This is a genomic window from Streptomyces sp. 147326 (assembly GCF_045000215.1).
In the GTDB taxonomy this organism is placed as follows: domain Bacteria; phylum Actinomycetota; class Actinomycetes; order Streptomycetales; family Streptomycetaceae; genus Streptomyces.
The window spans coordinates 2,130,080-2,152,300 of record NZ_CP134201.1 but is presented as its reverse complement, the minus strand read 5'-3'; the positions used below and the strand labels follow the sequence as shown (position 1 = coordinate 2,152,300).

Annotated in this window: 21 protein-coding genes; 6 read left to right on the top strand and 15 right to left on the bottom strand. The window is 69.2% G+C overall.

Annotated elements, in window-relative coordinates:
* Window positions 1–1,497 precede the first annotated feature (1,497 nt).
* A complete protein-coding gene (locus RIU97_RS09685) occupies window positions 1,498–1,923 on the top strand; it encodes a hypothetical protein (protein WP_404955219.1) in 426 nt (141 codons plus the stop codon).
* Between the two features lie 72 nt (window positions 1,924–1,995).
* Here RIU97_RS09685 and RIU97_RS09680 read toward each other — a convergent pair whose 3' ends face one another.
* From RIU97_RS09680 to RIU97_RS09640, 9 genes are all read right to left on the bottom strand, one after another.
* Window positions 1,996–2,484, bottom strand: a complete 489-nt coding sequence (locus RIU97_RS09680) for a DUF6624 domain-containing protein (protein WP_404955218.1) — start codon at window positions 2,482–2,484, stop codon at window positions 1,996–1,998.
* A 19-nt stretch (window positions 2,485–2,503) separates the two neighbouring features.
* A complete protein-coding gene (locus RIU97_RS09675; RefSeq protein WP_404955216.1) occupies window positions 2,504–3,223 on the bottom strand; it encodes a hypothetical protein in 720 nt (239 codons plus the stop codon).
* Between the two features lie 16 nt (window positions 3,224–3,239).
* Window positions 3,240–3,914 (bottom strand): pentapeptide repeat-containing protein, encoded by a 675-nt coding sequence (locus tag RIU97_RS09670; RefSeq protein WP_404955214.1) that lies wholly within the window; start codon window positions 3,912–3,914, stop codon window positions 3,240–3,242.
* Between the two features lie 73 nt (window positions 3,915–3,987).
* Window positions 3,988–4,251 carry a multiple cyclophane-containing RiPP AmcA gene (gene amcA / locus RIU97_RS09665; RefSeq protein ID WP_404955212.1) on the bottom strand — a complete coding sequence of 88 codons (264 nt, stop codon included), beginning with the start codon at window positions 4,249–4,251 and terminating at the stop codon, window positions 3,988–3,990.
* Window positions 4,229–5,152: a radical SAM protein gene (locus tag RIU97_RS09660; RefSeq protein ID WP_404955210.1), complete on the bottom strand. Its 924-nt coding sequence runs from the start codon at window positions 5,150–5,152 to the stop codon at window positions 4,229–4,231. Before RIU97_RS09660 ends, amcA begins: the two co-directional genes overlap by 23 nt.
* Window positions 5,153–5,437: 285 nt before the next feature.
* Window positions 5,438–5,605 (bottom strand): hypothetical protein, encoded by a 168-nt coding sequence (locus tag RIU97_RS09655; RefSeq protein ID WP_404955208.1) that lies wholly within the window; start codon window positions 5,603–5,605, stop codon window positions 5,438–5,440.
* A complete protein-coding gene (locus RIU97_RS09650) occupies window positions 5,602–5,817 on the bottom strand; it encodes a hypothetical protein (RefSeq protein WP_404955206.1) in 216 nt (71 codons plus the stop codon). Before RIU97_RS09650 ends, RIU97_RS09655 begins: the two co-directional genes overlap by 4 nt.
* Window positions 5,814–5,969, bottom strand: a complete 156-nt coding sequence (locus RIU97_RS09645) for a hypothetical protein (RefSeq protein ID WP_404955204.1) — start codon at window positions 5,967–5,969, stop codon at window positions 5,814–5,816. The genes RIU97_RS09650 and RIU97_RS09645 overlap by 4 nt, the downstream gene beginning before the upstream one ends.
* A gap of 274 nt (window positions 5,970–6,243) precedes the next feature.
* Window positions 6,244–7,479 (bottom strand): helix-turn-helix domain-containing protein, encoded by a 1,236-nt coding sequence (locus RIU97_RS09640; protein WP_404955202.1) that lies wholly within the window; start codon window positions 7,477–7,479, stop codon window positions 6,244–6,246.
* A gap of 215 nt (window positions 7,480–7,694) precedes the next feature.
* On the opposite strand from RIU97_RS09640, the gene RIU97_RS09635 reads away from it, so the two are divergent.
* Window positions 7,695–8,243 carry a hypothetical protein gene (locus RIU97_RS09635; protein WP_404955200.1) on the top strand — a complete coding sequence of 183 codons (549 nt, stop codon included), beginning with the start codon at window positions 7,695–7,697 and terminating at the stop codon, window positions 8,241–8,243.
* A 148-nt stretch (window positions 8,244–8,391) separates the two neighbouring features.
* On the opposite strand, the gene RIU97_RS09630 is transcribed toward RIU97_RS09635, so the two are convergent.
* The 5 genes from RIU97_RS09630 to RIU97_RS09610 all read right to left on the bottom strand — a co-directional run bounded on the left by RIU97_RS09630 (window position 8,392) and on the right by RIU97_RS09610 (window position 14,326).
* Entirely contained in the window at window positions 8,392–8,637 is a 246-nt protein-coding gene (locus tag RIU97_RS09630) for a hypothetical protein (RefSeq protein WP_404955198.1), read from the bottom strand.
* Between the two features lie 176 nt (window positions 8,638–8,813).
* Entirely contained in the window at window positions 8,814–9,233 is a 420-nt protein-coding gene (locus tag RIU97_RS09625) for a hypothetical protein (protein ID WP_404955196.1), read from the bottom strand.
* Between the two features lie 47 nt (window positions 9,234–9,280).
* Entirely contained in the window at window positions 9,281–9,733 is a 453-nt protein-coding gene (locus RIU97_RS09620; RefSeq protein ID WP_404955194.1) for a Panacea domain-containing protein, read from the bottom strand.
* 498 nt (window positions 9,734–10,231) lie between these two features.
* Complete coding sequence (locus RIU97_RS09615) at window positions 10,232–11,761, bottom strand: helix-turn-helix domain-containing protein (protein WP_404955192.1); 1,530 nt, start codon at window positions 11,759–11,761, stop codon at window positions 10,232–10,234.
* Between the two features lie 282 nt (window positions 11,762–12,043).
* Window positions 12,044–14,326, bottom strand: coding sequence for a DUF6585 family protein (locus tag RIU97_RS09610; protein ID WP_404955191.1), 2,283 nt, complete (start codon window positions 14,324–14,326; stop codon window positions 12,044–12,046).
* Between the two features lie 473 nt (window positions 14,327–14,799).
* Here RIU97_RS09610 and acnA point away from each other — a divergent pair, with 473 nt between their 5' ends.
* The 4 genes from acnA to RIU97_RS09590 all read left to right on the top strand — a co-directional run bounded on the left by acnA (window position 14,800) and on the right by RIU97_RS09590 (window position 21,158).
* Window positions 14,800–17,517, top strand: coding sequence for an aconitate hydratase AcnA (acnA, locus tag RIU97_RS09605; protein ID WP_404955189.1), 2,718 nt, complete (start codon window positions 14,800–14,802; stop codon window positions 17,515–17,517).
* Between the two features lie 299 nt (window positions 17,518–17,816).
* Window positions 17,817–19,244 carry an N-acetylglucosamine/diacetylchitobiose ABC transporter substrate-binding protein gene (ngcE, locus tag RIU97_RS09600; RefSeq protein WP_404955187.1) on the top strand — a complete coding sequence of 476 codons (1,428 nt, stop codon included), beginning with the start codon at window positions 17,817–17,819 and terminating at the stop codon, window positions 19,242–19,244.
* 20 nt (window positions 19,245–19,264) lie between these two features.
* Window positions 19,265–20,209 (top strand): carbohydrate ABC transporter permease, encoded by a 945-nt coding sequence (locus tag RIU97_RS09595; RefSeq protein WP_030008674.1) that lies wholly within the window; start codon window positions 19,265–19,267, stop codon window positions 20,207–20,209.
* Window positions 20,210–20,222: 13 nt separating this feature from the next.
* A complete protein-coding gene (locus RIU97_RS09590; RefSeq protein WP_404955185.1) occupies window positions 20,223–21,158 on the top strand; it encodes a carbohydrate ABC transporter permease in 936 nt (311 codons plus the stop codon).
* 10 nt (window positions 21,159–21,168) lie between these two features.
* On the opposite strand, the gene RIU97_RS09585 is transcribed toward RIU97_RS09590, so the two are convergent.
* Complete coding sequence (locus RIU97_RS09585; protein WP_404955182.1) at window positions 21,169–22,062, bottom strand: hypothetical protein; 894 nt, start codon at window positions 22,060–22,062, stop codon at window positions 21,169–21,171.
* Window positions 22,063–22,221: the final 159 nt, after the last annotated feature.

The following is a 22,221-nucleotide window of genomic DNA, read 5'->3' as shown; positions in this document are numbered from 1 at the left end:
GTGGCCACAGCCACTCATTGATGGCCGCGACCAGCACGGTCGCTTCGTAGCGGACGGCGAGTTTGTCGTACCTCGTGGCCACGGCCCGGTGGCGCTTGAAGCGATTGATCCCGCATTCGACCGCGTGCCTCTCGCGGTAGTCGGTCTTGTCGAACGTCGGCGGCCGACCGCCGCGGGAGCCGAGCTTCTTACGTTGCGGATCTGGTCCTTCTTCTCCGGGATCGTGCACCGGATCCCGCAAGCGGCGGGCGCAGGACGAGCGGAACCGTGCTGCTGCCGCGTCCAGCCGTATGAGCTATCTCGATCTGCACGCCGTGCGGGAACAAGCACACCTCAACGCGGTGCGGGCGTAGCACGCCACCAGCCATCGGGGCGCCCGGGGTGACCTGAGCCGCGTCGAGCCCAACTCGGCCGACCTGGGGCAGGAGCTGAACCGGCCCCCCGCGTCGTTCTCGGACGTCTGGTAATGCGCGCCTCTCCGCCGGCTGAGTACGCGCCTGCCTATGCCTCGATGCAGAAGGAGTATCCGCCGCCGCCCGCCGTCGAGGTGCGCAGGGCGCCCGTAGGGGAGCGGATCTATAAGACCCCGCCCGCGGGCTGCTATTGGGCCTCCTCGCGATTGTTCTGGACCCCCGTGGCTGGCGATGCGCTGTTCTTCGTCCACGGGCTCGATGTGGCCAACAACGGCACAAGGAGATCGCCTCCGCGCTCGTGGACCTGCGCAAGGTTGGCCAGGAGCTGGACGGCGTCGCTCTCCCCTCGTCCACGCTCTCGCGAGACCTGTCGGTCTGAACAGGGCGGTGGGTTGCAGTACGGATCCGCCGCGATGGCCTGCGTCAGCCGTGGCGAGCGGTGCTCATCACCCACGGCATGTGGGTCGACCACGCGGACCGGCTGAACGAGGCTGCATGAGGAACGCATGGGCCCCACGGAGGGGGAGCACCGAGGCGGCGTGCGGCTGCCTTGTCCCGCCCGGCTTCGGGGGCCTTAGGGAGTTACTCGAACGGTCCGGGCTCGGCAAGCCGTGATTCCGCACACCACCGAAGTTCTTCCACCCCCACTGAGGGGCCTACGTCTTTTCGGGCCCCGGGGGGATCCATGAGATTGGAGCTGACGATGCCCCTCCCCGACTTCCTCCGGCGGCAGTGGCCGGAACCCGAACCGATCGTCGACTTGACCACCGACGAGGCCCGCGAGACCTACGCGGCCCTGCAGGAGAGGACCAAGCCGCAGCGCCCCGGTCCTTCGCCGACTTCGAGGGGCACCAGCCGGAGCCGCCGCCGCACCGCCCCCGTAAGCCGTGGGGGCCCGGCCTGGTCCCCGTGGCGCGGGCGTCGGATGGCGCGGTGTATCCCCTTGAGTAGGCGACGGCGCCGGGCGCTGCGGCACGTGCCTGTGATCGGCAAGGGGGCTGCGAGGGAGCACTGGGAGGAGATGCTCCGAGAGCCCCCGCCGGAGTCGCCGACGGTCCCGTGGAGCCCGGAGCCGCCGGATTGGATGATCAGCCCGGTACCGATTCTCGACACGCGTCAGCAGCCGGCGGAGTGGCTGGACGAGGCGCCGTATCAGGCATGGGCCGAGCGGCTCGGCAAGGCCAAGTACAAGCTGATGAAGCTGGACGGCATCGACCCTGACGAGGACGGGGAGGACGGGGAGGACGAGGAGACCCAGCAGGTGTGGGCGGCGATCCGCACCAGCGGGCGCACACCCCTGGCCTTCCTGAACCATCCAGCCGGGCGGATGACCGTGGCGGAGCGGGAGGCGACAGGGGCGACGGCGCCCTGGACGAGCCGTTCATGGGTCAACACCCGGCGGCGGCTGGGGCATCCGGTACTGCCGCCACCGCCCGGTCCGGAGGAGGACGAGCTGACGCGGGAATCGCGGGACATCACGTGCACGATCGCTCCCTGGTGGGACGAATAGGGGACAGCACTGCGCCCCGCTCTCCGGTGCTGCTGGAGGCGGGGCGCGGTGGTGCGGATCACTGCGTGGTGGTCAGAGCGCGTTCATCCGGCGGTCGCTTTCGGCGGCCGTGTCCAATTGCATGGCGGCGCGGCGTTCGTCGAGCCGCTCGGGGTCGGTGACAGGCTGGCGGCGCAGGGTCCCGCGGTCGCCTGTGTACTGGGTGCCGTAGAGCTGGGGCTGGCCCCGGGCGATCAGGACGCGGTCGGTGAGGTAGGCGAGGTTTTCCGGTAGGGCGTCGCCGGCCGTCACGGCGGTCTTCAGCAGCTCCAGCGCTTTCTCCTGGAACGTGGGGTCTCGGTCGGCGTGCTGCGCGAGCAGCCACGCCTCACGGGCGCCCTGTTCGCCGACGAGAGATATCCCCGGCCAGCCATGTTTGGCGATGACGCTCTTGAGCCACGCCGTGTTGTCCTCGTCGACTCCGGGGATGTTGCTGGTCTCGCGGGTTTCCTGCCAGTGCAGGCGGGCGGCCTGGTCGGCGTCGGCACGGCGGTGCAGTTCGTCGGCGAGGTCCTGGTTCACGGTGTCCTCTCGGGCGGGGTCAGATGAGGGACGGCAGGATGCCGCGGGGCCACCGGCCGAGCCAGAACGCGGCGGCCGAAGGCTGGTCCTGGCCCTCGGTCGAACCATCGTGAAGCAGGTACTCGGTGGGGGCCAGATAGCCGTCGCCGGGTTCGAGGCGTATGCGGAGGATGCGGATAGGCCGACCGTTGGCCGCGTAGGCGCGGTAGTCGTTGGTGTGGGGGTAGCGGTGCGCGTAGTCCTCGGGGTGTACGGACCGGCACACGGCCTGAGCGTCGATGGTGCCGAGGATGATGTACCGCGTCCCGGGACCGAGATTCAGGCACAGCCTGCGCCGGCCGGTGTGCTTGTCGGCGAACCTGAGCTTGTCCCAGTTGTCGAGGTGGAGCCCGAGCAGCCGACCCTCCTCGTAGTGGTCCGTGGTGGTGGTCATGTCGGGTTTGGAGAGGGCCTGCCCGAGGTACACCGGGTCCGGATCGCCCAGGGGGCGGGTGAGGTCGTCGAGCGGGAGCCCTTCCGGATGCGGTGGGCGGACGATCTCCGTCAGCGTGCTGTCCAGGGGCCTGCGCGGCGCGGAGACGGCCTTGACGTCCGCTTCGGTCATGGGGCGCCACTGCCCTGCGGGGACGACCGCGCCGGGTTCGTAGGCGGTTTCCTCGGGGCGGGTGGTCCGGACGGTGGCAATCTCGCAGCGGGCGCGGAGCGCGTCCGGGTGGCTGTAGGCGATGTGCAGGGGCACGGGGTTCTCTCCCGGTTCAGTCGTCTCCGAGGGTGATGTCCAGCTCGTTCACGAGGGCTTCGGCAAGATCGGCCTGCTGGCCGGGGTCGATGCGGACCTTGGCGAGGTTCGCGACACCGCGGATTCCCGACAGGTCGTTCTCGCGGAAGTCGGTGTCGCGGTAGCGGCCGGCGCCGAACTCGGTGAGGCGGAGCGTGCAGTCCGTGAACACGGCGTCGGACAAGTCGCAGTCGGTGAACGTGGCCTCGGTGAGGACGCAGCCGATGAAGGCGACGGGCCCGGTGACGCGGACCTTCTCGAAGGTGGCGAAGTCGAACTTGCAGCCCTCGAACAGGACGTCGTCGAGCACCAGGCCGTCGAAGGCGGCGCCCATGAGCTTGGAGTCGCGGACGTGGACCCGGGTCAGCTTGCCCCCAATCCAGCGCGCAGAGCCGAGGTCGCTGCCGGTGATCTCCACGCCGTGCAGGGTGACGCTCTCCAGCTCGACCCGCTTGGAGTGCAGGCCGGTGATGCGGCCGGTGATGAGCTGGGCGTCCGCGAGGTCGAGCGACCGCAGGTCGGCGTCTCTGTACGCGAAGTCCTGTACGGTGCCGCGCGGGTTGTCGAGCGTGTCGACGGTCGAGAGGTAGAGGCCGGGCTCGTCCAGGTCGGGCAGGGTGACGGTGACATGTCCGAACGCGCGGGTGGGCATGGTGCGCTCCTTCATCGTGGTGGCGGGGCGGCCCCGCGCGGCTGGCAGGACCGCCCCGACGTTGCGGCGGGTGCTACGACTTGTTCTTCCAGTTGTCCCACGTGGGCCGGTTGTCGAAGGCGGGGGTGGGGTTGTCCCAGGTCGGCCGGTTGTCGAACGCGGCGAGGGGTGCGGCGCCCACGGCCTTCGAGGTGGGCTGGTTGCTCCAGGTGGCGTTGGTCCAGGCGTTCTCCCAGCGGGCGACGGCCGTGGAGCCGGCGGCCTCCAGGAGGGACTCGAAGCCCTCCGCCGAGTCCATCACGAGCGCGGCGGCGTCAGTGGGCGTGTGCACGAGCATGTCGCGTAACTCCTTCGAGTAGGGCCATCTTCGAGGTGGTGCAGTACGAGGTACGGGTGCCGTCCATACGGCCTCCGTGCTCGAAGTACCGGTTCGCGGGGTGGGCTCCTCCGCAGAAGGCGAAGGTGGGGCAGGTCGCGCGGCAGGCGTCCACGCCGTCCCAGAACTCAGCAATCCAGGGGGTGCGTTCCTCGGCCTCGGCCACCAGCACGTCCAGGCCGATGCGGAGGACGTTGCCGGTGGTGAAGTCGCCGAACCGGTGGTCGGTGAACCCGGCCAGTTCCGGGGAGAGCATGACCACCCCGCCGTTGTAGGCGATGGTGGGCAGAGGGTCCCATGGGGCCGAGGTCGGCGTGGGTTCGGTGGGCTGGCCGCCGAGGACGGCGCCGGCGAAGTTGAGAACCCGCTGCACCTCGCGGAGTCGGATGACGGGGTTGGCCCGCCAAGCGTCCGCCAGGGCTCCCCAGAACTCCGTAGTCCGTACAGGATCGGCGGCCTTGGAGCCGGTGTTGACGCCCTCCTCCTCTTCGACGTTGACGCCGAGGGTGGTCACGCCCAGCTCGGCGAAGAAGTCGTAGAGGCGGGCAGCGTTTTCGGGGGCCGGGTCGGAGACGACCGCGATGGCGGAGTACAGGATGCCGCGACGGCGAAGGCGTTCGATGCCTCGCATGGTGCCGCGGAATCCGGGGTGGCCGGCGAGGGTTATCCGGTGGGTGTTCATGTCCTCGGGGCCGTCGATGCTGACGCCCACGTGCATGTCGTGTTCCAGTAGGAACTCGCACCACGCGTCATCAATGAGCGCGGCGTTCGTCTGCACAGAGTGCTTCACACCCTTGAAGGGGGCCATGAGGGCGGCCAGGTGCTCGCGGCCGGTGGCGAGCGGTTCCCCGCCGTGCCACACGACCTCGATCGCCGGGTCGTCGACCGCCCACGGATTGACGGACGCGGCGCGGCCACGGCCTCGGCGACGGTCACCGGCATGAGGTGGTCCATCTTCCGAAACGGCAGATAGCAGTACGTGCAGTCCATGGGGAGGCACTTCGTGGTCGGCTGCATGATCACGGACCGGGGGACGGTCGCGAGCCGTAATTCGCTGGGCATCGTTCTCCTCTCGATCGGGTTCGAGTGGTGCCCCGCCCAGGGCGGTGGCGCTGTAGGAGGTGGCGGGCGGGCAATCTGGGGCCGCCTACGCAGGCGGTTCGACGTCCGGCGCCGTGGCCGGAGGGGGCGTGCTCGCCTGGATCAGGTTGAGGGCGTGGCCGCTGAGGACAACGGCGGGACCGGTCAGACCGATGGCGAGGAGGGCGCTGACCATGCCCCAGCCCGGAGGGGGTAAGTGGCTCCGATCGGTCATCGGGGATCCGCCTGCCGCAGGGCCTGGTGGTCGGGGATGACCCACTCCCGGCCGCCGCCTTCGGGCCGAAGAAAGACGGCCTCGGGGATGATGCGCCGGGTGGCCGGGTCCTCCCACTCGCCGATGAACTGCACGATCGCCTCGGCGTCCCTGGCGGGATCGAGGACGCGGGCACCTTCGTGCAACCACGGGGGGAGGCTCTTCCGGCTCACCGCAGCTCACCCTCGCCGGCAGACCCGAGGAAGCGCGCCATACCCCGCTCGGCGCGGGCCTGGAGGGACGGACTCGGGTCCGGGCTGTCGGCCCAGGGCGCGTAGTCGGGCTGCTGTCCGGCCGCGCCGCTGGGGACATCCTTGGGGGGCATCAGCGTGTCGACGGAGGCGTTCCACCCCCCCCTCGCCGCCGCCTTCGGGCGTGAGTCGGTAGAAGGTGATCCCCGTGTCCTCGGGGACTTCTATGACCACGCCCGTACGGGAGGTGGCGGTGTCGTAGGCGAGGTCACCGCGCAGGGGCCAGCGGGGATCGGAGTCGTCCGCTGCTGTCGTACGCGGTCATGGTCAGTGCGACGCGTAGAGGTCATGTAGCGGAACGTATGCGCCGCGCTACATACGAATATGATTCCGTGGAATACCCGCAGATCAGTCCAGCGAAAAACGTCCGGTCATGCCCCGCAGCCGCTGGCGTGTGGCGACCCGCTCGGCGTAGACGATCTTCCGCAGAGTCGCCCGCGCGACGGGGTGATTGCGGACCAGTTGCGGGGCGATGCGCTCGGCGGTCTCCAGCTCGGTCAGGGCCTGGTCGCGGTTGCCGTCCCACAGCCACGCGCGGGCGAGGTCCATGTGGTGATGCCCGAGCCGGGAGTTTGGCAGGACCGCGATGTGCGCCGGGTCCGCCTCGCGGTTGAGCCGGAGGGCCTTCGTCTGGTCGCTCATCTCCAGGGCGGCGCTGACGCTGTGGATGATGACGTTGCCGAGGGAGAAGGTGACGGAGTGCCGGTCATGGATCTCGGGACCGACGTAGGCGTTGACCCGCTCACCCGCCGTACGGGCCAGGGCGAGGCGCTCGTCCGACGCCGCCGCGTTCCCGCTCCGCGCGCACGAGATCGCGGCCCGCAGGTGGAGGGCGCCCCACATGCGCAGTGCGAGGGGGTCCCCGGCTTCGTATTCCGTCTCGATGCCGGCGAGGGCCTTGTCCCCGAGGGCGAGTGCGTCGTCCCAGTCGGCGGAGGCCCATGTGTCCCACATCCGCATCCACAGCGCCATCGCAGGCATTACCGGATCGCCGGAGAGCTGCGCCGACCACGTGGCCCGCTCGCATGCCATGGCCACGAGTTCGGGATGTCCGAGGGCGTGGGCGGCTGTGTGGGCGAACTTGCACGCCACCGCGTAGATCGCGAACGCCTCTTCACGCTCGTGGCCGGTGGAGACCTCGGCGAGGGCACGGGCCTCCCGCAGCATGTCCGGCAGCTCACTCAACACGGCGCCGTTCGCCGCCGCATCGCGCAGTCGCAGCAGGCGCTTCATGTCGTGCCACAGAACCTCGGACGGGCGCGGCGTGCCGTCGAACACGGGGGCCAGGTCGTAGCGGCGCAGCTCTCGCAGGATGGAGGCCGCGGACACCTGCCACTTGCTTTCGGCGCCCCCGCCTGTATAGGGCCGCTCGATCAGCGTGTTCGGGTGGCAGTGCAGGGCGGCGGCCACGGCATTGATCAGCCCGGCCCGATCCAGCTCGATCCGGCCCTGCTCCAGCTTGGACACCCAACCCTGCGTCCGGCCGAGGGCGGCGGCGAGGTCGGCTTGGGTCATCCCGACGGAGAGCCGCTGTCGCCGGACCCGCTGCCCGATGCGCTCCTGCTCCTCGATGTACCCGCTCACACCCACCACCCCGATCCGTAACCGCTCCTGACGGGACGGTACCGCCGGGGAGCCGCTGGTGGAGGCCCTTGGCCAAGGGATCTCAGAACGCGGAAGACCCCGATGGTGGCGGCGAGGTCGTGTGCCGAGTGCAGGTAGAAGGGCTGTCTAACCGCGCAGAGGCGGTGGAGCGATACCCACTATCAGGCAAACTGACGCACCGTTAGTGTGCCGGGATGAGCAAACTTCACTTGCCTCCTGGCTACGAGGAACCTGACGAGAACGAGCAGGCGAAGACCATGTACGCGACGTACGGGGCAGCGGTCTACTTCTCGTCGTGCCTGGAATACGGGCTGATCAACGTCCTCGCCACGGCGGAGGTGCTGAAGGCGAAGAAGGCCGGCAAGGTCATCGCGGACGACCCGTGGGACCGGCGCGTCCAGGACAAGAAGCTCACCATGGGGCTGCTGATCAAGCAGGTGAAGGACGGCGGCCACCTGGCGCAGGCCGCGGGGTTGCAGTCGGAGCTGTACGACGCCTTGGCGGTCCGCAACTTCCTGGCGCACCACTTCTGGCGGGAGCGGTCGGACGAGGCGATGTCGGTCCGGGGACAGGGGAAGCTGATAGCTGAGCTGGAGGGGAACCGTCAGACGTTCGACAAGGCGAACAAGCGGGTGGACGCGGAGGTGATGGGCCCGATGATGGAGAAGCTGGGGATCACTCCGGACAGGCAGTCCGCGATGTACAATCAGATGCTACGCGAGGCGAAGGAGAAGCACGGCTGACCTGCCCCGCCATCAAACACCCTTGTGACCTAGGCGGCGGAGAAAAAAATGTCGTGTTCGCGGCCGCCGCGGTTGCCAAGGCCCGGAAACGACGAAGGGCCCCCGCTGACCGGTTCAGTGCCGGGGCGGGGGCCCGCTGCTGTTCCGGCTATCTCGCGTCGCAGATTCCGCGCCAGTCGACGGTTCCGTCGCCGACGTCCTTCCAGTCGTTGCGGCAGTCTTCGCGGCTGACGGTGCCGTTCTGTACGTCGTCAGGGCCGTGCCGGTAGTGGGGTTCGGGGTCTCCACTGAGTGCTCCGACGAGCATGATGATCAGGATGATGAAGAGGCAGCCGCCGCAGCATCCCTGTTCGAAGGTGGGGCCCTTCTGAGGGCCGAGGTTGGGGGTGGACATGGCGAAGAGGGCTCTCCTGGGCAGGGGTGAGAGCGCGGGGTGCGGCCACGCGGGGGTTTCGGCGGCGAAGGTACAGCGGATCTTGAAGGACCGGCAGGTGCTGCACACAAGGTGAGACGACGAAGCCCCCGCCGGGTCCGGACTGCTGCCGGGGCGGGGGCTGGGTCGCGTAGGGGTTAGGTGTTTCTCTTGGCCGACGGGTAGACCTGGTGTTCTGGGTCCCACCACACGACGTGGAAGGTGTTGCCGTCCAGGAACCCGTACAGGCGCTGTTTCCCCTGGAACCGCAGGCGGTGGATCGAGGGCATCAGCTCCCGGCCCATCGCTGACAGCCGGTCCAGGGCCTCTTTGCACAGCCCGCTCGGCAGCTCGTACTCCTTGAACAGGTCCGTCGAGCGGCGCAGCTCATTCAGGGTGAGCGACTCGCAGTCACGCAGCTTGCGCAGGATCTCGCCGAGGGTCTGCGGGGGGATCTGGTCGAACCCCCATGGGCCGTCGTGGTCGACGTGCGCGAACCGCCACGTGAGGCGCTCGTTCGAGGTGCTGGCGCCGGGCAACAGGCTGGTGCGGGGCTTTTCGAGCTTCCTGCCACCCAAGGAGCGAGACGGCGGAGCAGACAGCTTCTTCCGTGCTCCCTTCGCCATCACTCGCCGACGCTCACCAACGCACCGAAGTACTCCTGAATCTCTTCGTCGCGCAGTTCCTCGTTGCTGCGGTCCAAGCCGGTGGCGCCCGCACGCTCCCGGGCCTGCACCCAGGGGCCTTCCGCGTGGGTCATGGCGGACAGCTCCCGAGCGGAGTGGACCATGAAGTTCTCCAGCACCACGTCGACCGACTCGCGCTCGTCGTCCGCCAGTGAGGTCGGGTCGCCTTCGACATCGCCAGCCTTGAGCTGGAACTGGCCGCGGTGCTGCCCGTACAGATCAGGGGCCACCGGCCCGTTCGCCCATGCCTCGAACCGCTCCGGGAAGAGCTGCTGCTCCTCCCACGCCATGTGGTAGGCGTACGAGAAGTAAGAGAGCTTCTGGAGCTTCATGGCGGTCATAGGGCCGCCCTTGAGCAAGATGTACGCCGCTACGTCGTGCACGCTCGCCATGTCGGCTCTCCCTTCATCCTGGGAGTGTCCCCCCGTCCTGTGCACCGTACCGCTCGGCACTGACATGCGGGCCCTCTGGCTCACCGGCCGGTCTCCGAGTACCACGCACCGATGCATTACGGCTGGGCGCCGGGAGGCGCTCATGGACATGGCCCATCAGCTACCGGCGTGTTCGATGACGACCAGGAGTCGATCGGTCCCCCCGGCCGGTGCAAGAGCATCGGCACCGGGACAGGGGGCATGCCCCCTTTGGTTTGCGCTTTTATAGACAAATACCCTGAAATGACTGAGACCCCGTCACCCTCTGTTAGGGGGTGACGGGGTCTCACATTAAATGACACTGCGTCAGTCATTGGGTCATCCGTTGCACAGTTCCTGCACAAGGGAACGGAAACTGCTGGAAGGTATCGAGGGGTGTCGGAAGGCATCTCCGCAGGTCAGTGGCCACTTTTGAGGGGGTGTTCACAGTGCCCGCTTTGGCGCATTATGTCCGAATCTCTAGATGTCGCGGAAGATCTCGATCTGGGCGCCCACCGAGTTCAGGCGCTCGGCCAGTTCCTCGTAGCCGCGGTTGATCACGTAGACGTTGCGCAGGACCGACGTGCCCTCGGCGGCCATCATCGCGAGGAGGACGACCACCGCCGGGCGCAGGGCCGGCGGGCACATCATTTCCGCCGCGCGCCAGCGGGTGGGGCCCTCCACCAGGACGCGGTGGGGGTCCAGGAGCTGGAGGCGGCCGCCGAGGCGGTTCAGGTCCGTCAGGTAGATGGCCCGGTTGTCGTACACCCAGTCGTGGATCAGGGTCTGGCCCTGGGCGACGGCGGCGATGGCCGCGAAGAACGGGACGTTGTCGATGTTCAGCCCGGGGAACGGCATCGGGTGGATCTTGTCGATCGGGGCTTCGAGCTTGGACGGGCGGACGGTGAGGTCCACCAGGCGGGTGCGGCCGTTGTCCGCGACGTACTCCGCCGAGCGGTCGTGGTCGAGGCCCATCTCCTCCAGTACCGCGAGCTCGATCTCCATGAACTCGATCGGCACCCGGCGGATGGTCAGCTCCGACTCCGTGACGACCGCCGCGGCGAGCAGGCTCATCGCCTCGACCGGGTCCTCGGAGGGGGAGTAGTCCACGTCCACGTCGATGTTCGGAACGCCGTGGACGGTGAGCGTGGTGGTGCCGACGCCCTCGACCTTGACGCCCAGCTCCTCCAGGAAGAAACACAGGTCCTGGACCATGTAGTTGGAGGAGGCGTTGCGGATGACCGTGACGCCGTCGTGCCGGGCGGCGGCCAGCAGCGCGTTCTCGGTGACCGTGTCCCCGCGCTCGGTCAGCACGATCGGGCGGTCGGGGAAGACCCCGGCCTCCACCTTCGCGTGGTAGATGCCCTCGGTCGCGGTGATGTCCAGGCCGAAGCGGCGCAGGGCGATCATGTGCGGCTCGATGGTGCGGGTGCCGAGGTCGCAACCGCCCGCGTAGGGCAGGCGGAAGTGGTCCATCCGGTGCAGCAGGGGGCCCAGGAACATGATGATGCTCCGGGTCCGGCGCGCTGCGTCCGCGTCCATGGCCTCCAGGTCGAGGCGGGCCGGCGGGATCAGCTCCAGGTCCACGCCGTCGTTGATCCAGCGGGTGCGGACGCCGATGGAGTTCAGGACCTCCAGGAGGCGGTAGACCTCCTCGATGCGGGCCACCCGCCTCAGCACCGTACGGCCCTTGTTGAGCAGCGAGCCGCAGAGCAGGGCGACGCACGCGTTCTTGCTCGTCTTGACGTCGATGGCGCCCGACAGCCGGCGGCCACCGACCACGCGCAGGTGCATCGGGCCGGCGTAGCCCAGGGAGACGATCTCGCTGTCGAGCGCTTCACCGATCCGGGCGATCATCTCAAGGCTGATGTTCTGATTGCCGCGCTCGATCCGGTTCACGGCACTCTGGCTGGTGCCGAGTGCGTCGGCGAGCTGACTCTGTGTCCAGCCCCGGTGCTGACGGGCGTCACGGATGAGCTTGCCGATGCGTACGAGGTAGTCGTCTGCCATGGGGGCACGTTATCTCAGATATGAGATGAGTCCCGCTCCGGGTATGCCAGATGGGTGTGTCGGGTGGGCGTTTTGTGTGTTATTGACCGTCAGGTCCCATGGTGGGGTCCCCGTACGTGTGATGCGCGACGATCCGGCCGAGCGGACGGGTGAGCCGCTTTCGCTCCTGCGCGGACAGCGGGTCCGGGAGCTCCTCCCGGGCCGCGCCGAGGAGTTGCCCCAGCGGCGCGGCCGCCGCCTCAGCCGTGCGGGGGCTGCCGGTAACGGGCCCGGCAGCCGGACTCAGGGGCGGCCCGCTCGCAGGTGGTCGACCAGCGTCAGGAAGACGCGGAAGCCGTTCACCGCCCCCACCGACACGGTGGCCAGCGGCCGCCGCCGCCCCACGACCCTCAGCGAGGCCGTGCCGTTGCCGTACGAGACGGGCTCGATCCTGTCCCAGGGCACCGACGTGCCGCCCGCGGTGACCGCCTCCCTGCTCAGCGAGAACGGGCCGAAGACGACGCTGCCGCCCGCCCGGACCGTCGCGAGCGCGCCGGGCAGCTGCGCCCGGGCCGCCGCCTCCTCCACCACCGGACCCCAGCTCTGCGCGAACGGGAACTTCGTTCCGGGCAGCAGGAGCGAGCCGTCGCGCCGCGACAGGGTGCAGTAGTGCTGCGTACCGGTGTGGGCGCCGTTGAGGTAGTGGGCGACGCTGTGCCGCCGGACCTGCAGGCTGTCCCAGCGGCAGGCGCCGGTCCGGCCGTCGGCGTCGGAGACCACCACCCCCCGCTCGAAGAGGTCGAGCCGCGCGTACTTCCCGCGGGCGGCGCGGGAGAGCACGGCAGGCACCCCGAAGGACACCGCCGTCACGGCGCCCAGCACCGCCAGGACGGGTTGTGCCAGGAGGGCGCCGGCCGGGACGAGCGCCGCGCTGACGCCGGCCGCCGCGGCCAGTCCCGACCACGCCCGGGAGCCGGCCGAGGCGTAGCCCATGGTGTGCCCGCCCAGGCCCTCCTGTTCGGCCGCCAGCCGGGCGGGCGGCGGCGCGGTGGCCGCGCTCGGGCCCTTGCCCGCGTCCTTCGGATCGAGGGGTACGAGGGCGGGACCGGGCGGCGGCGCGCCGGTCCTGCCCCGGACCATGCGCCCGTTCCGTGTGCTGGAGGCGTCCCGTGCCACCACGTCGACGGAGCCGTCGCCCCCGATCTCGAAGGTGACCTCGATGCGCGGGGCGCCGCGGCCCCGGCGGGGCAGGCCGGTCAGTTCGACCGTGCCCAGCTGTTCGCAGCCCGCGACCGCGTCCTCGTCGCCCCGGTACACCCGGAAGGCCAGGGTGCCGGCCTCGGGCAGATCGGCGTCGGTGGTGAACTCCATCGACGCCCGCGTCGGCATCGTGGTGCCCCGGGCGACGACCGGGGTCATGACCCCGCCCGCGGTCTCCACGCCCAGGGCGGCGTGGGTGGCATCGACCAGCAGCAGCCTCCGGTGGGCCCCGGTGAGCACGGCGGCCTGCAGGGCCGCGCCGCGCACGCAGGCCTCCTCCACGCGTACGGTCGTGCGGGCCTGCGGCCCCTCGGCCAGCGCGTCGCGCACCAGGTCCGCGACGGCCGGCATCCTCGTTCCGCCGCCGGACAGGACGATCCGGGTGATCTCGCCGGGGGAGACGAAGGCGTCCTTCACCGCCCGGCGCAGCAGCGGCGCGCAGCGTTCGAGCAGACCACCGGTCAGCCGCTCCAGGTCCTCCCGGGTCAGCTGCTCGTCCAGGTGCAGCGGGCCGTGCTCCGACGTGGCGACGAACGGCACGCCGACGGTGGTCCGCGTGGACGAGGAGAGGTCGGCCTTGGCGCGCTCGGCCGCCTCGCGCAGCCGGAGCACGGCCGTGTCGTCCCGGGTGAGGTCCACTCCGTGCGCCGCGCGGAACCGGGCGGCCAGCCAGTCGGCCACGGCGCGGTCCCAGTCCTCGCCGCCGAGCAGATGATCGCCGGCCGTGGCCTTGACGTCGACGACGAAGAGGTCCCCGCCCCAGCCCAGGTTCAGCACGCCCACGTCGAAGGTGCCGCCGCCGAGCCGGCACACGAGCACCGTCTCGTCGTCCGTGTCGCGGTCCGTGCCGTAGGCCAGGCCGACGGCGCCGGGTTCGCTGATCAGGCGCAGCACGGTCAGGCCGGCGAGCTCGCCCGCCTCGCGGACGGCCTGCCGCCGCGCCTCGCCGAAGTCGGCCGGGACGGTGATCACCGCCTCGGTCACCGGTTCGCCGACCCACGCCTCGGCGTCCCGCCGGAGTCTGTCCAGCAGGAGGGCCGCGATCCGCTGCGCGCTGTACGCCGTCCCGTCGACCGACAGCGTCCAGTCGGTCCCCAGGCGGCGTTTGATGCCGTGGACGGTCCTGGCCGGGTTGGTGACGGCCTGGCGGGCGGCCGACTCGCCGACGAGGATCTCCCCGTCCGCGGTGAAGGCGACCACCGACGGCGTGGTCCGGGATCCCTCGGCGTTCGGGACGCTGGTGACCACCGGGCGGTCACCGCCCCCCTCGAACACGGCCACGGCCGAGTGCGTCGTCCCCAGGTCGATCCCCACCGCACGCGCCACAGCCGCCCCCTGACCCGGAAACCCCAGCCCCCACGCGCAGCAGGATAGGGACGAAGGGGGCCGCTGCGAAGGGCGCGCAAGGGGGGCGCTCGCCGGTGTGTGCGAGCCCTGCGGGGCCGGATGAGCCTGCCGCGCCGGAACGCTCCGTGATCATCGTCACGGCCGGGCGGCCGGACGCGGACGGGGCGATATCGGGTGTCGGTGCGGTCGCGGCGGCCGCGTCGAGGCCACGCCGGAGCATGCGGGAACCGCCGGCCGGCCGACCGGTCAGGCCTTCCCCGGGGTGCGCGCCTCGTCCCCGGACCCGGACATGTACTAGAGTTATCTCGACATCGAGATATCTGCCGAAGGCGTACCGCAGCCGCCCCCGCTGGTAAGGGTTACCTAACTTAGCCCTACCTTAGCGGATTGGCCAAGGGGCGTGGCGGCAGGATGCGGTTATACGCGCGAATTCATGCATGAAGGAGACTGTCGTGTCGGCGAACAGCTTCGACGCCCGCAGCACGCTGCAGGTGGGCGACGAGTCGTACGAGATCTTCAAGCTGGACAAGGTCGAGGGCTCCGCCCGCCTTCCCTACAGCCTGAAGGTCCTGCTGGAGAACCTGCTCCGTACCGAGGACGGCGCGAACATCACCGCCGACCACATCCGGTCGCTCGGCAACTGGGACTCGCAGGCCCAGCCCAGCGAGGAGATCCAGTTCACGCCGGCTCGCGTGATCATGCAGGACTTCACCGGCGTTCCCTGCGTCGTGGACCTCGCCACCATGCGTGAGGCCGTGAAGGCCCTCGGCGGCGACCCGTCGAAGATCAACCCGCTGGCCCCGGCCGAGCTGGTCATCGACCACTCGGTCATCGCCGACAAGTTCGGCACGCCGGACGCGTTCCTCCAGAACGTGGAGCTGGAGTACGGCCGCAACAAGGAGCGCTACCAGTTCCTGCGCTGGGGCCAGACCGCCTTCGACGAGTTCAAGGTCGTCCCCCCGGGCACCGGCATCGTCCACCAGGTCAACATCGAGCACCTGGCCCGTACGGTCATGGTGCGCAACGGCCAGGCGTACCCCGACACCCTCGTCGGCACCGACTCGCACACCACCATGGTCAACGGCCTCGGCGTGCTGGGCTGGGGCGTCGGCGGCATCGAGGCCGAGGCCGCGATGCTCGGCCAGCCGGTCTCCATGCTGATCCCGCGCGTCGTGGGCTTCAAGCTGACCGGCGAGCTGCCCACCGGCACCACCGCCACCGACCTGGTGCTGACCATCACCGAGATGCTGCGCAAGCACGGTGTCGTCGGCAAGTTCGTCGAGTTCTACGGTGAGGGCGTAGCCGCCACCTCCCTCGCGAACCGCGCCACCATCGGCAACATGTCGCCGGAGTTCGGCTCCACCGCCGCGATCTTCCCGATCGACGACGAGACGCTGAAGTACCTGCGCCTGACCGGCCGCGACGCCCAGCAGGTCGCGCTCGTCGAGGCGTACGCCAAGGAGCAGGGCCTGTGGCTGGACCCGGCCGCCGAGCCGGACTTCTCCGAGAAGCTGGAGCTCGACCTCTCCACGGTCGTCCCCTCCATCGCCGGCCCGAAGCGCCCGCAGGACCGCATCGTCCTCGCCAACGCCTCCCAGCAGTTCGCGCAGGACGTGCGCAACTACGTCGACGACGTGGACGAGGCGGGCAAGGAGTCCTTCCCGGCCTCCGACGCCCCGGCGAACCACCCGAACGGCGCCCCGTCCAAGCCCACTCTGGTCACCCTGGCCGACGGCTCCTCCTTCGAGATCGACCACGGCGCCGTCACCGTCGCCGCGATCACCTCCTGCACCAACACCTCGAACCCCTACGTCATGGTCGCCGCGGCGCTCGTGGCCAAGAAGGCGGTCGAGAAGGGCCTGTCCCGCAAGCCGTGGGTCAAGACCACCCTGGCCCCGGGCTCGAAGGTCGTCACCGACTACTTCGACAAGGCCGGCCTGACCCCGTACCTCGACAAGATGGGCTTCAACCTCGTCGGGTACGGCTGCACCACCTGCATCGGCAACTCCGGTCCGCTGGACGAGGAGATCTCGAAGGCGATCAACGAGCACGACCTCGCGGTCACCTCGGTGCTCTCCGGCAACCGCAACTTCGAGGGCCGGATCAACCCCGACGTCAAGATGAACTACCTGGCCTCCCCGCCGCTGGTCGTCGCGTACGCCATCGCGGGCTCCATGAAGGTGGACATCACCAAGGACGCCATCGGCACCGACACCGAGGGCAAGCCGGTCTTCCTCGCGGACATCTGGCCCTCCGAGGCCGAGGTCAACGACGTCGTGGCGAACGCCATCGGCGAGGACATGTTCAACAAGTCCTACAAGGACGTCTTCGCGGGCGACGCCCAGTGGCAGGCGCTGTCCATCCCCACCGGCAACACCTTCGAGTGGGACCCGCAGTCCACCTACGTCCGCAAGCCCCCCTACTTCGAGGGCATGACCATGGAGACCACCCCGGTCTCCGACATCGCCGGCGCCCGCGTGCTGGCGAAGCTGGGCGACTCGGTCACCACCGACCACATCTCCCCGGCCGGTGCGATCAAGGCCGACACCCCGGCCGGCAAGTACCTCACCGAGCACGGCGTCGAGCGCCGCGACTTCAACTCGTACGGTTCCCGCCGCGGCAACCACGAGGTCATGATCCGCGGTACGTTCGCCAACATCCGCCTGCGCAACCAGATCGCGCCGGGCACCGAGGGCGGCTTCACCCGCGACTTCACCGTCGAGGGCGCGCCGGTCTCCTTCATCTACGACGCCTCGCAGAACTACCAGGCCGCCGGCGTTCCGCTGGTCATCCTGGCGGGCAAGGAGTACGGCTCCGGCTCCTCCCGCGACTGGGCGGCCAAGGGCACCGCGCTGCTCGGCGTCAAGGCCGTCATCGCCGAGTCCTACGAGCGCATCCACCGCTCCAACCTGATCGGCATGGGCGTCCTGCCCCTGCAGTTCCCGGAGGGCGCCACCGCCGCCTCCCTGGGCCTCACCGGCGAGGAGACCTTCGCCTTCACCGGTGTGGAGGAGCTGAACAACGGCACCACCCCGCGCACCGTCAAGGTGACCACCGACACCGGTGTGGAGTTCGACGCGGTCGTGCGCATCGACACGCCGGGTGAGGCGGACTACTACCGCAACGGCGGCATCATGCAGTACGTGCTCCGGAACCTCATCCGCGGCTGAGCCACGGCATAGGCGCCGAAGGGCCGTATCCCCGTCACGGGGGTACGGCCCTTCCGTTCGTCCGGCGGCGTGTCCATGTGACGGACAGGTCTCAACTCGGAAAAACTGGCGGCCATAAGTGTGCATGATCTTGCTCACACGAGCGGAAGTGGACTATACCTGTGCCCGTCCGGATCACCGCGAGACGAGTGGCTCCGGGCCGGGGGACGGGCGGGGACCTGTGGTGATGTCCGCATGCACGGCAACCACCGTGAATCTCCGGCCTCCTTCACACTTCTGACGAAGGCGAGGACATGAGCATGGGATCCACTGGTGAGGGCCTCGGACGCCGCGACCTGATCAAGCGCTCCGCAGCACTCGGACTGATCACGGTGCCGACGATGAGCTTCCTGTCCGCCTGCGCCTCCGGCGGTGAGGAGAACTCCACGAAGGGCCCGGCCAAGGCGCCGGTGACCAAGGAGAACCCCTTCGGCGTCGCGAAGGGCGGCAAGCTGGACGTCGTCGTCTTCAAGGGCGGGTTCGGCGACGACTACGCGAAGGCCTGGGAGGCCGCCTTCGACAAGAAGTGGGGCACCACCAGCTCCCACCTGGGCACCCAGGAGATCACCGCCAAGCTGCAGCCCCGCTTCAACGGCGGGAACCCGCCGGACGTCGTCGACGACTCCGGTGCCCAGAAGATCCCTCTGGACGTGCTCGGCAAGGGCGGCCAGCTCGCCGACCTCAACGCCGTGCTCGACGCGCCCTCGCTCGACGACCCGAGCAAGAAGGTGCGCGACACCCTGGTGGACGGGGCCGTCGAACAGGGCATGCTGGGCGGCAAGTACGCCGTCCTGAAGTACGTGTACGCCGTGTCCGGCTTCTGGTACTCGGGCAAGCTCTTCAAGGAGAAGGGCTGGACGGCGCCCAAGACCTGGGACGAGTTCCTCGCCGTCTGCACCAAGGCCAAGGAGGCGGGCATCGGCGGTCTCGCCCACCAGGGCAAGTACCCGTACTACATCAACGTCGTCATCATGGACCTGATCGCCAAGAAGGGTGGTCTGGACGCGGTGAAGGCGATCGACAACCTCGAACCGAACGCCTTCGAGGGCAACGCGGCCGCCCTCGCCGCGGTCGAGGCGGTCTACGAGGTGGTCGAGAAGGGCCTGCTGATGCCGGGCACCAACGGCCTCACCCACACGGAGTCCCAGACGGCCTGGAACCAGTACAAGGCCGCCTTCATCCCCTCCGGCTCCTGGCTGGAGAACGAGCAGCTCAAGCAGACCCCGGAGGACTTCGACATGAAGTTCCTGCCGGTGCCCCTGCTCGCGGACAGCAAGATGCCCCTCGAGGCCATCCGGGCCGGCGTCGACGAGCCGTTCATCGTCCCGGAGAAGGCCGCCAACAAGGCCGCGGGCCTGGAGTTCCTCCGTTCGATGCTGTCCCGCGAATGGTCGACGATCTTCGCCCAGCAGGCCAACTCGCTCACGGTGGTCAAGGACGGCGTGGACCCGAGCGTCAAGCTGCGCCCGGGCACCCAGTCGGCGGTCGAGGCGCTCAAGGCCGCGGGCGGCAACACCTTCAGCTACCGCTACCCCGACTGGTACAGCGAGATGGACACGGAGATCCAGAACGCGTCCAATGAGCTCATGGCGCAGCGGATCCAGCCCAAGGAGTGGATCAAGCGGGCCCAGGCGGCGGTGAACAAGGCGGCCCAGGACCCGAACGCCAAGAACAACAAGCGCAGCTGACCACTGCAGGGACGGACACCATGAGCCATGTAGCCCAAGGGAGAGGAAAGTACGGCTTCATCGCCGGCTTCCTCTTCGCGCCCCTCGCGCTGTACCTGACCTTCGTCATCTGGCCGTACGTGCAGACGTTCGGCTACTCCTTCACCAACTGGACCGGGCAGTCACCGACGTTCGACTTCGTCGGCACGGACAACTACGCGGCCCTGCTGAAGGACGAGGTCTTCCGCGGCGCGCTCTGGCACAACCTGCTGCTCCTGGTGTTCGTCCCGCTCGTCACCATCCTGCTCGCCCTCTTCTTCGCCTTCATGGTGAACGCGGGCGGGCGCGGCGGGGCCGGCGGAGTGCAGGGAGTCGGCGGATCGCGCTTCTACAAGGTCGTCTACTTCTTCCCGCAGGTCCTCTCCCTCGCCATCCTCTCCGTCCTCTTCGGCGCGATCTACCGCAGCGACGAGGGGGGCCTGCTCAACGGCTTCCTGACCAAGCTCGGCCTGATCGACGCGAACCACCCCGTCGAATGGCTCAACGAGCCGAACCTCGTCCTGTGGTGCCTGCTCCTCGTCGTCGTCTGGCACGGCGTCGGCTTCTACCTCGTCCTGTTCTCCGCGGCCATGCAGTCCGTCCCCAAGGACATCTACGAGGCCGCGCTGCTCGACGGCGCCGGGCGCGCCCAGACCTTCTTCAAGGTCACGCTGCCCCTGCTGTGGGACTCTGTGCAGACCTCCGCGGTCTATCTGGGCATCGCCGCGATGGACATGTTCGTGCTGGTGTCGACCATGACCTCGGGCCAGTTCGGCGGCGGACCCGACCACCACAGCGAGGTCATGTCGACGGTGCTGATGCGCAACTTCCTCTACTTCGGCAAGAGCGGATACGCCTGCGCCATGGGCGTGGTCATGCTCGCCCTGACCATGATCCTCTCCGTCATCACGCTGCGCGCCACCCGCCGCGAGCGCATCGAGTTCTGAGAGGAGTGCCACGATGACCGCAGAGTCCACAGTGATCAAGGCTCCGGGCGAGAAGGCCGCGGAGCAGCCCGGCGGCGCCGGACGGACGGGGAAGCGGGAGGGGCGCCGCTCCGAGGGCATGGCCCTCAACGTCTTCTCGCACGGCTTCCTCGTCGTCTGGGCGATAATGATCGTGCTGCCCCTGATCTGGCTCGCGCTCGGTGCCTTCAAGACCGACGCGCAGATCGGCGGCTCGGCCCTGAGCTGGCCCTCCAACTGGCACTTCGACGCCTTCGGGCGGGCCTGGACGAAGGGCATCGGAGGCTACTTCGCCAACACCCTCATCGTGCTGGTGTTCTCGGTCCCGCTGACCATGCTGTTCGGCTCCATGGCCGCGTACGTGCTGGCCCGCTACCCCTTCACGGGCAACCGGCTCGTCTACTACTTCTTCGTCAGCGGGGCGATGTTCCCCGTGTTCCTGGCGCTCGTACCGCTCTTCTTCATGGTCAAGCGCTTCGACATGCTGAACACCTACCAGGGCCTGATCCTGGTGTACGTCGCCTACTCGATGCCCTTCACGGTCTTCTTCATGCACTCCTTCTTCCGGACGCTGCCGACGGCGATCCACGAGGCGGCGGTCATCGACGGGGCCTCCGACACCCGGATCTTCTTCCAGGTGATGCTGCCGATGGCCAAGCCCGGCCTGATCAGCGTCGGGATCTTCAACATCCTGGGCCAGTGGAACCAGTACATCCTGCCCGCCGTGCTGATGCAGCCGCAGACGAGCGCCGACCCCGAGCGGTACATGCTCACCCAGGGGCTCATCCAGCTCCAGTACCAGATGGGCTACGAGACGGACCTGCCGGTGCTGTTCGCCGGCGCCACCATCGCGATGGTCCCGATGCTGGTGGTCTACCTCTCCTTCCAGCGCCAGATCCAGGCGGGCCTCACCTCGGCGACGCTGAAGTAGCGCCCCGGCGTCAGGAGCCGTCGGTGGCCTTTTCCAGCTCGTACAGGTAGCCGGAATCCGGGCGGCCGATGTCCTGGTAGATCCGGGGCTCGCGCTCGGTGCCGCCGACGCTCCACGCCGGCCAGGAACACCCCGGGACCCGTATGCGGACCTTCTGGCTCCGGACGCCCCGCCCCGGCTCGTACGACCAGGTGCCGGAGCCCGAGCACTGCAGTGGCAGGACGTGGGGGTCGTCGCCGGGGCGGTGCTCGCCGACGCCGAAGGCCGTGACCCGGCCGTCCGACGTGAAGACCAGCCTTCCCTCCGTGTGGTCGCCCCAGGTTCCGGGCATGGCCGCCGGACCGATCGCCGGCGGCTCGTACGCGGGCAGCAGGCCGGCGGTGAGCCCGAGTGAGCCAAGGAGGCCGGTCCCCGTCACCAGCGCCGCGCCCCCCAGGGCCACTCGCCGGAGCAGTCCCGGGTGCCGGAGCCGGGCGATCAGGCCGCCCGCCGAGAGCGATGCCGTGGCGATCGCCCAGAAGACGAGCACGGGCCGCGTCTCCACGTCGTTGTACGACGCGAAGGCCCAGATCGGCGGTGCGACCAGGGCGGCCACCATCAGCGGCACCCACCACCACGCCTCGCGGCCGCCGATCAGGCGGCCGAGCAGGTCGGCCAGCGCCACCGACGGCAGCACGAAGATCAGGGTCAGCAGCACCGCGAGCACCGCGACGATCATGCCGAGGGAGAGCAGGGACCCCGCCAGGGCGGTGTGGTCGACCGGGGTGTCCGGCGGCGGCTGCGTCTCGACGTACAGGAAGATCACCACGACGGTGAGGGCGACCTCCAGACAGCCCACCAGCACCGAGACCAACAGCATCAGGCCGTACGACCGCTGCTCAGGCTCCTCAGGCTCCTCGTGCACGGCCAACCCCCTCGTGGCACGGCGAAATCAACGCGTCCGCCCGGCCGGCGGGGCGCGCGCCTCCATACTGCCAGCCGGGCTGAACGTGTTCAATTCATTCTTCGCGCGCGCCCCGGACGAAGTCCGGGGGAATGCCCGGCCGTGATCCACTCGCTGGTC